The organism is Rhodopila globiformis (genome assembly GCF_002937115.1).
Classification (GTDB): domain Bacteria; phylum Pseudomonadota; class Alphaproteobacteria; order Acetobacterales; family Acetobacteraceae; genus Rhodopila; species Rhodopila globiformis.
Map to the genome: position 1 here is coordinate 1 of NZ_NHRY01000032.1, position 12,082 is coordinate 12,082.

At 69.3% G+C, this 12,082-nt stretch carries 11 protein-coding genes and 2 pseudogenes; 6 read left to right on the plus strand and 7 right to left on the minus strand.

Annotated features, from left to right (window positions below; all coding sequences use genetic code 11):
* The 4 genes and pseudogenes from CCS01_RS34930 to CCS01_RS01100 all read right to left on the minus strand — a co-directional run.
* Window positions 1-96: pseudogene (locus tag CCS01_RS34930) on the minus strand (IS5/IS1182 family transposase); the annotation flags it as partial.
* Window positions 97-546: 450 nt separating this feature from the next.
* Window positions 547-1,032 carry an RNA pyrophosphohydrolase gene (locus CCS01_RS01090; RefSeq protein WP_104516985.1) on the minus strand — a complete coding sequence of 162 codons (486 nt, stop codon included), beginning with the start codon at window positions 1,030-1,032 and terminating at the stop codon, window positions 547-549.
* Entirely contained in the window at window positions 1,029-2,141 is a 1,113-nt protein-coding gene (locus CCS01_RS01095; protein WP_104516986.1) for a divergent polysaccharide deacetylase family protein, read from the minus strand. Before CCS01_RS01095 ends, CCS01_RS01090 begins: the two co-directional genes overlap by 4 nt.
* 11 nt (window positions 2,142-2,152) lie before the next feature.
* Window positions 2,153-3,544 (minus strand): S41 family peptidase, encoded by a 1,392-nt coding sequence (locus CCS01_RS01100; protein WP_104517024.1) that lies wholly within the window; start codon window positions 3,542-3,544, stop codon window positions 2,153-2,155.
* A gap of 1,164 nt (window positions 3,545-4,708) precedes the next feature.
* On the opposite strand from CCS01_RS01100, the gene CCS01_RS32480 reads away from it, so the two are divergent.
* From CCS01_RS32480 to CCS01_RS35865, 3 genes and pseudogenes are all read left to right on the plus strand, one after another.
* Complete coding sequence (locus tag CCS01_RS32480) at window positions 4,709-4,921, plus strand: hypothetical protein (RefSeq protein ID WP_146101521.1); 213 nt, start codon at window positions 4,709-4,711, stop codon at window positions 4,919-4,921.
* An 83-nt stretch (window positions 4,922-5,004) separates the two neighbouring features.
* Window positions 5,005-5,265 (plus strand): hypothetical protein, encoded by a 261-nt coding sequence (locus CCS01_RS01105; RefSeq protein ID WP_104516987.1) that lies wholly within the window; start codon window positions 5,005-5,007, stop codon window positions 5,263-5,265.
* Window positions 5,249-5,671, plus strand: a pseudogene (locus CCS01_RS35865) (putative toxin-antitoxin system toxin component, PIN family). The gene CCS01_RS01105 and the pseudogene CCS01_RS35865 overlap by 17 nt, the downstream one beginning before the upstream one ends.
* 91 nt (window positions 5,672-5,762) lie before the next feature.
* Here CCS01_RS35865 and CCS01_RS01120 read toward each other — a convergent pair.
* From CCS01_RS01120 to CCS01_RS01130, 3 genes are all read right to left on the minus strand, one after another.
* The gene (locus CCS01_RS01120) at window positions 5,763-7,070 is read right to left on the minus strand and encodes a murein hydrolase activator EnvC family protein (protein ID WP_104516990.1); all 1,308 of its coding nucleotides are present in this window, start codon (window positions 7,068-7,070) and stop codon (window positions 5,763-5,765) included.
* 86 nt (window positions 7,071-7,156) lie between these two features.
* The gene (locus CCS01_RS01125; RefSeq protein ID WP_104516991.1) at window positions 7,157-8,611 is read right to left on the minus strand and encodes a class I SAM-dependent methyltransferase; all 1,455 of its coding nucleotides are present in this window, start codon (window positions 8,609-8,611) and stop codon (window positions 7,157-7,159) included.
* A gap of 6 nt (window positions 8,612-8,617) precedes the next feature.
* A complete protein-coding gene (locus tag CCS01_RS01130; protein ID WP_104516992.1) occupies window positions 8,618-9,355 on the minus strand; it encodes an enoyl-CoA hydratase/isomerase family protein in 738 nt (245 codons plus the stop codon).
* A 248-nt stretch (window positions 9,356-9,603) separates the two neighbouring features.
* Between CCS01_RS01130 and CCS01_RS01135 the strand changes: the two genes are divergently transcribed.
* The 3 genes from CCS01_RS01135 (at window position 9,604) to CCS01_RS01145 (ending at window position 12,032) form a co-directional block, all read left to right on the plus strand.
* Window positions 9,604-10,098 carry a hypothetical protein gene (locus CCS01_RS01135; RefSeq protein ID WP_104516993.1) on the plus strand — a complete coding sequence of 165 codons (495 nt, stop codon included), beginning with the start codon at window positions 9,604-9,606 and terminating at the stop codon, window positions 10,096-10,098.
* Window positions 10,099-10,548: 450 nt separating this feature from the next.
* Complete coding sequence (locus CCS01_RS01140; protein WP_193540093.1) at window positions 10,549-11,217, plus strand: DsbA family oxidoreductase; 669 nt, start codon at window positions 10,549-10,551, stop codon at window positions 11,215-11,217.
* A gap of 89 nt (window positions 11,218-11,306) precedes the next feature.
* Window positions 11,307-12,032, plus strand: coding sequence for a transporter substrate-binding domain-containing protein (locus tag CCS01_RS01145; protein WP_104516994.1), 726 nt, complete (start codon window positions 11,307-11,309; stop codon window positions 12,030-12,032).
* Window positions 12,033-12,082 lie beyond the last annotated feature (50 nt).

A 12,082-nucleotide genomic window follows, 5' to 3' on the forward strand; every position in this document is an offset into this window, starting at 1 on the left:
GTTGTTCGCAGCGGTCACGCCAACGGACCCCGGACGGCCCGGCAAATGGTCCTTGATCCGCTCCCACTGGTCGTCGCGCAAGGCATGTCGATGCATCGGTCAGCCTCTCCAAAGCTGACTGCCTATGCATCGAAGAACCGGGGCTGCTGGAATCGGGAAGCCGCTTGTTGATCAACGATTCCGCCGCACTGTTGCAGCCCAGACTCACTCGGCTGGCTCCAATTGACGACACGCCCTAGCTTGGCCGTCACGCTGTTCTTAGTGGCTTGGTGTCTTTGTGTTGAAGCAGCAGAAGAAACCGCACGGGCCTGTCCGTGTCCCACGGGCACCGTCCGTGCTGCTACAACCGATGGCTTTAACACAAAGACACTAAGCCACTAAGAATAGCAGCGTCTTGCGGCGCCCGGGAATGCTCCGATCCGCCGGAGCGATACGATCGGCAACGCCGCGAGCAGGAACACGCCCTGCCAGCAAGGTACGAAACGGCATCATAGAGCAGTTATTCAGGCTCGATGCTTGAGTTAGCGCCTATGGGAAGCCGCGTTGCTATCGCCCGGCAAACGGCGCGAACGCCTCGGTCAGCACCTCATAGATCGGCCGCTTGAACCCGACCGCCAGCGCCGGCAGCGCCGGCAGCGGAACCCAGCGCCAGGCGTCGAACTCGGGATGCGGGTCGAGGTCCAGCCGGATCTCGGCATCCTCGCCCAGGAACCGCATCGCGAACCAGCGCTGCCGCTGGCCACGGTACTTGCCGCGCCAGGCAATCCCCAGCAGGTCCGGCGGCAGGTCGTAGGTCAGCCAGTCCGGATGCTCGCCGATGATCGCGACGTTGCGGGTGCCGATCTCCTCCTCGAGCTCGCGCAGGACGGCGGCGCGAGGGTCCTCATTCGCGTCGATGCCGCCCTGCGGCAGTTGCCAGCCGCCGGCCGGACCCTCGGCATACGGCATGTCGGCGCGGCGGGCGACGAACACCAAACCGTCGCGGTTGAACAGAACGGCGCCGACATTGGGCCGGTAAGGCAGATCCGTCACTTGTTCCCATCCTGTTTGACCGGTGGCTGAACCAGGGCACTGACCGGCGCCAGGATCAGCCCGTTGTCAAGCAGCGTTTTGCTCCACGCCGCGATATGCTCCAGAGTCTTTTGCCGCGGCACCGCGACCAGCCCCAGCGCCGACCCCTTGTCCCGCGCCAGCTTCGCCAGTTGCGCCAGCCGCGCGTCCAGGCTGGCGTCATCGGCCGGATCAGCGTCCACCGCCACGTCGATCGAGCGGTTCCACGCCAGCGGCAGGCCCGGCTGCCCCGGCCGCGCATCGACGAACAGCAGGCCGCGTTTGGCCAGCTCGGCCAGCATGACGTCCCGCTGTTCCGGCTCGTCCATCAGCCGCTCCCCACGCATCGGCCCGAGTGCATCGGTAACGCCGGCATAGCCGGCGAGGCGCGACAGCACCCAGCGCAGGCGCTTGACGTTGTCCTGCGGCGGCAGCGCCGGCATCAAGGCGTGGTGGTTGTCCGGATCGTTCATCGGGAAGCCCTGCGGCTCCATCGGGACGGACAGCAGATACTCATGCTCGGCCAGGCGGGCGGCCACCAGCAGTTTGTCGAGGTTGCCGGCATACGGCGAAATCGCCAGGGTGGCGGCGCCGGGCAGGGTCTGGATCGCTGCCATGCTGTCGGCTTGGTTCATGCCGATCCCGGCGACCAGGATGCCGACGCGCGGCCGGGTGGTGGTTGGGTCGAAGCCGGCGGCATAGACGTGCATCGGCGCACGGCCATCGACGGCGATGCAGGGCAGGGAGCGGCCCGGCGCCGCGGGGTCTGGCTCCGACAGCGCCGGATCGGGATCAGCCACCGGGCCGGGGGTATCGCGGCCCGGCCGCCGTTCCCGGGGCACCGCCTCACCGGCTGGCCTGACGGCCTGATCGGGGTGGACGACCCGGGGCGGCGGCGCCACCTGCGGCGGCCCGGCTGCTGCCTGCCGCTGTTGCTTCGCCGCTGCCTGCTGCGGCTGCTGCGTCGCCGCGGGCGGACCCAGCGACTGCAGCACGACGGCGCCCAACCCGAGCGCCGTCAGTACCAGAAGCCAGAACCGGCCAAGGCCACGCCAACCCGCCAGGAAACCCTGCCGCGCGTTGACCGCCATGGCCGCGGTGTCTAGTTGGCCGAGGCGCTTTTCTGCGCCGCCATCGCGTTGACCACCGCCAGGCCCTGCTGCAACTGGAAGTCCGTCGCGTCCGGCTTGGCCGGGTCGAACTTCGGGAAGCCCTCGGGTGGCTTGTTGGGGATCTGCTTGACGATCGCCGGCAGGTCGGTGCGCGGCGGCGCCACCTGCGTCGTGCCGCCGGCGTTGCTCAGTGCGCGGCTGTAATCGGCCTCATACTCGCCCCCGAAGTCGCCGCGCGCTTCCCGCGTCTCCTGCACCTTGACATCGGGCGCGATCCCTCGTGCCTGGATCGAGCGGCCGGAGGGCGTGTAGTAACGCGCCGTGGTCAGTCGCATCGCGCCGTTGCCGGGCAGCGGGATCACCGTCTGCACGGAACCCTTGCCGAAGCTGCGGGTGCCGACCAGCACCGCGCGGTGATGGTCCTGCAGCGCGCCGGAGACGATTTCCGACGCCGAGGCCGAGCCGCCGTTGATCAGCACCACCATCGGCGCGCCATTCAGGATGTCGTCGCCCTTGGCGTCCCAGCGCTGGCTGTCCTCGGGGTGGCGGGCGCGGGTGGAGACGATCTCACCCTGGTCGATGAAGTCCGACGCCACGGCCACCGCCTGGTCGAGCAGCCCGCCCGGGTCGTTGCGCAGATCCAGGATCAGGCCGCGCAGGTGGCCGTTGTTCTCCGCCTTCAGCTTTTTCACCGCCTGCTTGATGCCGGCGTCCGCCTGTTCGGTGAACTGGCTCAGCCGCACGTAGCCGATGTCGTTCGGCTCCATCCGCGACTTCACCACCTGGATGTGGATGGTCTCGCGGATCAGCGGCACCTCGATGGGGTTGTCCACGCCCTGGCGCTTCAGCGTCAGCACGATCTTGGAATTCGGCGGGCCGCGCATCTTGTCCACCGCGTCGTTCAGCGTCAGGCCGATGACCGACTTGCCGTCCAGCGCGGTGATGATGTCGCCCGGCTTGATGCCGGCGCGCGCGGCGGGCGTGTCGTCAATCGGCGAGACGACCTTGATGACGCCCTTGTCCTCGCTGACCTCGATGCCAAGGCCGCCGAACTCGCCCTTGGTCTGGATCTGCATATCCCTGAACGCCTTGGCGTTCATGTACGAGCTGTGCGGGTCGAGCCCGGTCAGCATGCCGTTGATCGCGTTTTCGATCAGTTCCTTGTCGTCGACCGGATCGACGTACTCGGCGCGGACCCGCTGCATCACGTCGCCGAACACCTTCAGCAACTGGTACATGTCGGTGTGGCTGCTGTCCTGGGCCAGTGCCAGGCCCAGCGAGCCGGCACCCAGGGTGTTCAAGGCCGGGCCGGCGGCCAGGCCCGCGACGAAGGCGGTTCCGATCAACAAGCCATAGCGCCAGTAACGCGCGCGGAAATCCATGCGTTCTTTCCCTTCGGCGCCGCGGACCCGGTCCGGGCGCATGATCAGCCTTCCAAGGATCGGAGAGCGGACCTGATGAGAGCCATTGACGTTCACGCAATTCTCACCCGGCAGCCGTGCCCTCGTCCAGTGTTGATTTCGTAAGTTTGTAACATGCGGGTGCGATGCTCGCACGGTACCGCGTCCGTGCGGCACCTGGAGCGGTTATTCTGCATCAGGCCCAGAGGCATTATCCTGCTGCCATGAAAATGCGGGTCCGCAGGGTCATCGCCTCTCCGTCATGGCCGGGCGTGTCCCTACCGCATGCAAACATCCTGGAAACAACTGCAAAACCAGGCGCTCGCCCGGTGCCCGGGACCGTTGCCGCTCTGTCGCGGCGGCGCCGTTTGGCTGGCAAGCGGCCGGCCGAGGGTACGCAGGGACGCGGCGCCGTGGCGTGCGTCGCTCGCACATCCGGTGTGGGGCATCCTGCCCATCGGGATGGGGCGGGATCGGGTCTGCCGCCGCAATCAAGCGGACACGGAGTTCCATGGTGTTTGCACGGCGTTTCACGGAGGAAGTGGATATTGCGCTTCGCGCGAAGCGCCTGAAATCATCGAACGCTGCCACAGGGGCGACCATGTTGGGGGCACCCCGGACGACTCCGTGAAACTCCGTGCCAACCCCGTGTAACCCCGTGTTCGCTTGATTGCTGCCGGTGAAACCGGCACAGGCCGTGACAGTATGAGGCATGGCTGCAGCGGACCGTTTCCGAAATCTGTGCATCCCGTAGGGCGTGTTCCGGCCATCCGCGCTGCGACGGCGGGGGTGGATGGCCGGGACACGCCCTACGGGATGCACACATCTTGGAAACGGTCCGCCGCTGCGTTTCCCTTTCGTCATGGCCCGGCTTGTCCGGGCCACCTATTCCAGCACTTGTGCCGCGACAGGTGGCCCGGACAAGCCGGGCCATGACGATGGGGGAACGCTCTCGGCGCCCAGGCAAGCACTTGATTTTACGGTCATTTCCGACTCGTTTCCAGGATGTGTGCATTGCGTAGGGACACGCCCGGCCATGACGGAGGGGCAACGGCAGAAGGGCAACGCCGGCTGTCATTTTCACCCATCGTGGGACCCGCGGGCGGACTGGGGGGACTGCAGCGATAACGCTGTATCGCGCCAGCCATGCCAGGTCTGTATTCGAGCATGCAGGTGTGGCGATTGCCGGTTGTTTCCGGCAGAATGCCGCCATTCAAACCGATCAGGCGGGTGGCCGATGCGCTTGACGTCACTAATGACTATCTGCCGAAGGGCGCCGCCGGCGAAGCCGCCGGGGCGAGGTCCGAGGATCGCGGGTTGCTCAAGCGGTTCCAGGCAATCGAACGCCTGCCCACATGAGGACACGCATGTCGTCAGGCCCCCCGGAACGCCTTCCTGACCAGGCGGCAGAGTCAGACCCTCGCGCGCTGACGGAGGCACCCATGCCCGATACCCAGACCCTGTTGGAGAAAATCCAGGCGTTGCCGGCCGAGCAGCTCGGCGAGGTCGAGGATTTCATTGACTTCCTGACCGCGCGGAACCGGCGGCTGGCGGCGATGGACCGTTTTCTGGCGGTGGCGCCGGCTCTGGAGGCCGCCGGCGTGCCGCCAGTCACCGAGGACGAGATCATGGCCGAGGTCAGGGCCGCGCGGACCGAAAGGCGGGCGCGCCAGACCGGAAGTGGCGATGCGGATCGTACTTGATACGAATGTCGCCTTGTCGGCGCTGCTCTGGCGCGGCACACCCTATCGGCTGATTGAGACCATCCGCCGCCAGACCGGACATCGCCTGTTCAGCAGCGCGGCGCTGCTAGCCGAGCTGGCCGATGGGTTGACCCGACCTGTTGCGTCCAAACGCCTCGCGGCGTTTGGGTAGACTGCCGAGGCGGTTCTGGCCGACTATGTCGGCTTCGTCGAAATGGTGGCACCGATCGCGGTTCCGGCGGTAGTCGCGGCCGATCCGGACGATGATCACGTCATCGCCGCTGCCGTCGCCGCCGAAGCGGACCTGATCGTCACCGGCGACAGCGACTTACTGGTGCTTGGCCACCATGGCGACATTCGCATCGTCACCCCCGCCGAGGCCATCGCCCGGATCGGCGTGTCGTAGGGCGGGTAAGACTGATTCATGGCGGGCCGGGACTGACCGGCGCGTCTTTCGGTTTTTCCCGCCCGGCGATGCGACGACCAGCGCCGTCGATTCAACTGCTGGCCCGCAGCCACGGCGCCGGGTTTATCGGCTGCCCGTCGTGCCGCAGTTCCACATACAGCGCCGGGCGCCCCGTCGTCGATCCCGGTTCCCAGTTCGGCATCACCCCCACTGGCTCGCCGGCGACGATGGCCTGGCCCAGCCGGACGTCCAGGTGGTCGAAGCCGGACAGCACGACATGGTAGCCGCCGCCGCAATCGACGATCAGCAGCAGGCCATAGCTGCGGAACGGCTGGGCGAACACCACCCGGCCGCCGCACGGGGAGATCACGTGCGCCCCCGGCGGCGCGTGGTATGACAGGCCGGTGGCCGGGCCGCCGTCGGTCTGCTCGCCCCAGCTTCGCACCACCACGCCGATGACCGGCGGCTGCAGCTGCCCGTGCGGCCCGGCGCCACCCGACAGCGAGCCGGCCGATCGGCCTACCTGTGCCACACGCTCGCGCGCGGCCTGGGCGTCGGCCAGGCGCTGGCGGGCCGCCTGGGTCTCGGCGGCGCGTTTGTCGCGTTCGGCGCGGGCGGCCTGTTCGCGCGCGCGGGCCACGGCACGGGCGGCTTCCGCGCGCGCCCGGGCCTCCTCGGCACGGCGCTGCGCTTCCAGCGCGGCCAGGACCGAGCGCAGGGTGTCCATGCGGGCCGCGGCGGCGGCCGCCTGGCTGGCGGCCTGGCTGGCCTGTTGCTCGGCCGCCGACTGCTGCGCATGGGACGCGGCGATCTGCTGGTCCAGCGCGTCGGCCTCGCGCTTCTGCGCCGCCTCGGCCTCGGCGAGGCGCGGCTGTTCCGCGCGCAGGGCCTCGGTCGCGGCGTCCAGGTCCGCCTGGTCGCGCTTCAGCGCTTCCGCCTCGGTTTCCAGCTGGCGCGACAGGCCTTGCAGCACCAGCACGCCGCGCACCGCCGATTCCGGCGGCGCCGGCACCGCCAGCAGGGTCTCGGCCGGGAACAGCGACAGCCGCTCGATCAGCGGCAGCAGCGGCTGCATCGCCTGGCCGCGCTGCTTCAGGCGCTGCTCGGCGTCGCGGCGGCGCTGCGCCAGGGCGTCGATCCGCGCCGCGGCGTCGGCGGTCGCCGCCTCGGCCAGGCGCAGCTTCGCCGCCGCATCCGCCAGCGCCTGCGCCAGCCGCAGCGACTCGGCCGCGGCGCGCGCCGCGCGGTCGGCGGCCTCTTTCTGCGCGGCGAGCTGCTCGGCGTTCTGCCGCTGGGCGTCCTGTAGGGCGCGCCGGGTCTCCTCTTCCTTCTTTCCCGTGGGCGAGGCGGCATGCAAAACCGCCGGCGCGAGCAGCAGCCCGGCCAGCACCCACGCCATGCCTGTACGATCGCACCGAATCGCCGATCTCCCGCCGATGTGCCGGCACGTTTCAGCAGGTATCGGGCCTGCGGTTCAAGCGGTTCTCATTGGTTGACCACAATCGGCTCATGCATGCGCAATACCGCCGGAGCCGGGCCCCGCAGCACCATCTCGTTGCCCAGCACCACGTCGAGATGCAGCGCGCACTGTCCCGCGGCGGGATGCAGGCCGTCGAACAGCAGCTCGGCGTCGAGGCCGCTGCACAGGGCATTGAACGGATGGTACAGCCCGGCGCGGTTTATCACCTCGTGCACATCCGGGCGCGGCCGCCAGACGGGGGCGTGGCGGGTCATGCCGTCCAGCGTGACGCGCACCCATTTCACGTCGGTGTTGGCCAGGCACCATCCCCCGAGTTTCAGCGCGACGCCCTGCGGCGTGTCGGACGCCAGCAGTTCGAGCGACCAGCGCGGTGGCGGGCCGCCCACCACCGACTCGGCGCCGGCAAAGCCGATCGGCGGCGGCTTGGGGCGGGCGGTGAACACGGTTACCTCCGGGCCCGCGGCCTTGGTCAGCCACAGCAGCGTGGCGGCCGAGGCATCCTGCCGCCCGAGCAGACCGAAATACGGCTGCCCGGCCGAGGCGGCCAGCGGCACGGTGGCGGTGATGAACGCCTCGGACAGGTTGGCGGCCTCCAGCAGGCGCCGCAGGGACCGCGCGCCCACCGGATCGGGGTCGAGCGGAATCGCCTCGGCGGTGGCGAAGCCGACTTCCCGCCCGAGGTCTTCCAGCGTCTCGCTGTCGAACAGGTGCTTCTGCTCGAGCCCGGCCAGGAACGCGGCATCGCCCTGATGCGCCAGCAGCCGCCGGGATCGCCCCAGGAGGCCGGCGGCGCCGTGAATCTCGTTGGGCCATGCGCCGTCGCGGGCGAAACATTGCACCAGGGCCTCGGCCAGGGCGTGGCAGACCGCTTGGCGGTAGCGCCGGTTGGGGACGACGAACCACGCCCGGCCGCGGGGCTTCAGCGCCCGGTGCACCATGGCCAGGAAGCCGCGGAGGTCGCCGATCTGCCCCAGCAGATCCGTGCCGAAGACGGTGTCGGCGACGGCGTCGCGGATCGCGTTCTGGTGGCCGCTCAGCGTGGCGAATGCGATCTCGGCCTCGGCCAGCGGAGACAGCCGGTGGCGGCAGGCCCGCACGTTCCGCATGGCCGTGTCGACGGCGAGCAGGCCGCGCATCGGCTGGCCGGAAACCAGCGCCCGGGTCATCTGGCCGATGCCGCAGCCGATCTCCAGCACCTGGCCGAGATAGTCCGGCCAGCGCCTCCCGGCGGCGCCGCGGATCTGCGCCGGCAGGTCGCCGATGGCCGCTTCGCCGAACGCCGGATCGACGCCCCAGCGCTGCGGGTCGGTGGCCGCGATGGCCTGGCCGCCGACGAAATCGGCGATTCCGTCCACCACCGGGATGTCGCGACCGCAAGCCGTGCAGCGCAGCAGGGCCGGGGCGGCCGATGTCAGGCGGCCCTGGCAGGCGGGGCAGTGCAGCCAGTCCGGCAGGGTCATGCCGCGCTAACGCCCGGCGAAACGCGGCTTGCGCTTTTCCTTGTAGGCACGGATACCCTCCTGCAGGTCGTCGGATTGCCGGACTCGGGCCACGGTCTGGCTGGTCGCCACCATACGCTCGATCGGCCCGGTTGGCATGACGTCGTTGACCAGCCGTTTCAAGGCGCCGATGACCAGCGGGGCGGAGTCGAGAAGCTGCTCCGCCATCGCCAGCGCCTCGGCCTCGTGCGCGCCGGCGGGCACGACGCGGTTGACGAAGCCGACGTCGTAGGCGCGGCGGGCGGGGATTTTCGCGCCCAGCAGCATGACCTCCATCGCCAGGTGGTGCGGCATCCGGGCGGCGAGGGAACTGATGCCGCCGGCGGTGACGCCGAGCTTCGCCTCGGGATAGTAGAACTGCGTGTCCTCGGTGGCGACCAGCAGGTCGCACATCATGGCCAGGACGATCCCGCCGCCGACGACCCAGCCCGCGGTCGCCGCGATGATCGGCTTGTCGGTGGTGAAGCCGACAGTGGGCACGGCGCGCCAGAGTTCCGGTATGTCGTCGACGTCGGCTCCGGCGGTGAAGGCCCGGGTGCCGGTGGCGCCGAGGATGGCGACGCGCTTGCCGGCGTCGGCGTCGAACGCCTGGAACGCGGCCTGCAATTCGACCGCGACGGCCTGGTTGATGGCGTTCAGGCGTTCCGGCCGGTTGATGCGGATGATCGAGACGGCGCCGCGGTCCTCGACGGTGACGACGGGCATGGGTGGGTTTCTCCCTGGGGCAGATGGTCCGCGGGGGATTGGGTCAGCAAATGCCTGGACTGTCCATGGCCGGGGCGTCCGGGCCGCCGCGGCGAGGCGAGGCGATCAAAAGACGCGGAGATCGTTGACAGAGCGACAGGATCGGCGCGAGGCTGCCGGCTTCCGGAAGGGGCGCGGGCGGCATGCGGTACGTGCTTGTATTGCTTATGTTTTTGGTCTGTGGCGCGGCCAGGGCAGAGAGCGATCTTGTGCTGCCCAAAGTCGATTTCAGCGCGACGGCGGTGCATGAGAGCGGGGCGGTGCGGATCGTCGAAACCATCCACTATGCCGCGGGCAAGCTGCGCATCGACCGGGGCAACGGCTTCAGCAGCACGATCCTCGACCTGGACACCGGGACGGAGTGCCTGCTGATGGTGAACCGCACCTATCTGGTACTGCCGCTGGACGACGAGCTGTTCCGCCACTTCATCGCCCGCACGCCGGCCATGAGCGGTGCGGTCAAGACCGGGCGGACCCGTTTCGATGGCTTCGAAGTGACGAAATACGCGTTCGGCGACGATGGCGAGCTGGCGGCGGCGGGGACGTACTGGCTGACCGACAGCGGCATCATGGTGCGGCGCGAATACGATGAGGGCGTGTATGGCGCGAACCAGCACCACCTGGAATACCTGAACGATATCAGGATCGGGAAGCAGCCGGCCAATCTGTTCGTGGTCCCGGCCGGGTACCGGAAGGCGAAGTGAGGCGGGCGGTGGCACGGCGCCATGCCGGGCGGAGGCCCAAGCGTAGCAGGATAAGGCGACGGTTGGAGAAGGATTTCGCGCAGCGGCCCCGTCTCTCCGTCATGGCCGGGCGTGTCCCTACCGCATGCACGGATCTCGGAAACGACCCGCCGTGGCCGCGGCTCACCCCGTCATGGCGGCCGCAGGGCCGCCATCCACGCCTAGCGGTGCTGATACCGGCAGAAGGCGTGGATGGCGGGCCTGCGCCCGGCATGACGGAAAGGCAACGGCCATTTTCCCGCCATCGCGATGGCGCCCCCGTCGGCCGGCCAACGCCCCGCGGAAAGGCGGCATCCGCGGCGCGGGCGGGCGTAAACGGGGCAGACACCCGGAACGCCGGCGACCCGAATCGGGAGTGTTGCCCCATGATGTTCGCGTGACATTTTGCCGCAAAAGCGGCAAACTCCGTGCGTGAACGTCCTCGCCCCTCCGAAAGCCCGGCTGAAGATCGAGATTGTCCACGATCTCGTCTGCCCCTGGTGCTACCTCGGCATCCGCCGCCTGCTCCGCACGCTCCGCCGCCGCCCCGACATCGGCTTCGAGCTGATCTGGCGGCCCTTCCTGCTGAACCCCGACATGCCGCGCCTCGGCATGGCGCGTCCCGACTATGTGGTGCGCAAGTTCGGCGGTGAGGATCGCGCCCGCCGCCTGTATGCGACCATCACCGACGTGGGACGGCAGGAAGGCCTGCATTTCCGCTTCGACCGCATCCGCCGCACGCCTTCCTCGATCGACGCCCACCGCCTCGTCCGCCACGCCGCCTTCTATGGCCTGGCCGATCGGCTGGTCGAGGCGCTGTTCGCGGCGCATTTCACCGATGGCTACGATATCGGCGATCACGCGATCCTCGCCGCTGTCGCCGCGTCCTGTGGCATGGACCCGATGGCGGTCCGCCGCTTCCTCGCATCGGACGAGGAGATCGAGGCGGTCCACGCCGACAACCTGCGCGCCCACCGGCTGGGGATCAACGGCGTGCCCTGCTTCGTCGTCGACGGCATGCATGCGATCGCCGGCGCCCAGGAACCCGAGGTGATCGAACGCCTGCTGGATATCGCCACCATCGACGCAATCCGCTTCTGACCGCCGCGTGACGGCGGCCGGCCCGGCCTTGCCCGGGCGTGCCGCTCCTGCCTACGATCGCAGACATAAGCAAGACCGGAACCGTCCTGATGAACCCTGACATCGTCGCCCAACTCGCGCCGCATGGCGTGCTGCGGGCCGGGATCAACCTGTCCAACTTCCTGCTCGTCACCGGCCGCAGCGCCGCCGGCAACCCGGAGGGCGTCGCCCCCGGCATGGCGCGCGCCATCGCCGATCGGCTTGGGGTGCCGGTGAGATATGTCCCGTTCCCGAAGCCCGGCGAACTCGCGGACCAGGCCGGCCGCGACGTCTGGGACATCGGCCTGATCGGCGCCGAGCCGACCCGCGCCGAGACGATCGCCTTCACCGCCGCCTATGCCGAGATCGAGGCGACCTACCTGGTGCCGCCCGGCTCGCCGCTGACGGCGATCGCCGAAGTGGACCGGCCGGGCATGCGCATCGCGGTGACCGCGCGCAGCGCCTATGGCCTCTGGCTGGAACGCAACATCCGGCACGCGATCCTGGTGCAGTCCGCCAGCCTGGACTCGGCGTTCGAGCAGTTCGTGGCGGAGAAGCTGGACGCCCTGGCCGGGCTGCGGCCGCGGCTGTTGAGCGACGTGGCAAAGCTGCCGGGCGCGACGATCCTGCCCGGCCAGTTCACCGCGGTGCAACAGGCGGTCGGCACGGCGCGCGCCAACACCGCGGCGGCCGCCTGGCTGCATGATTTTGTGGAGGACGCCAAAGCATCCGGCCTGGTCGCGCGCCTGATCGCCCAGCACAAGGTCAACGGCCTGTCCGTCGCCCCACCGGCTTGAGTCCAGCGCGCCCGCTCCCTGCCGCGCGGCCCGGCACCGCGTTCGGCCGG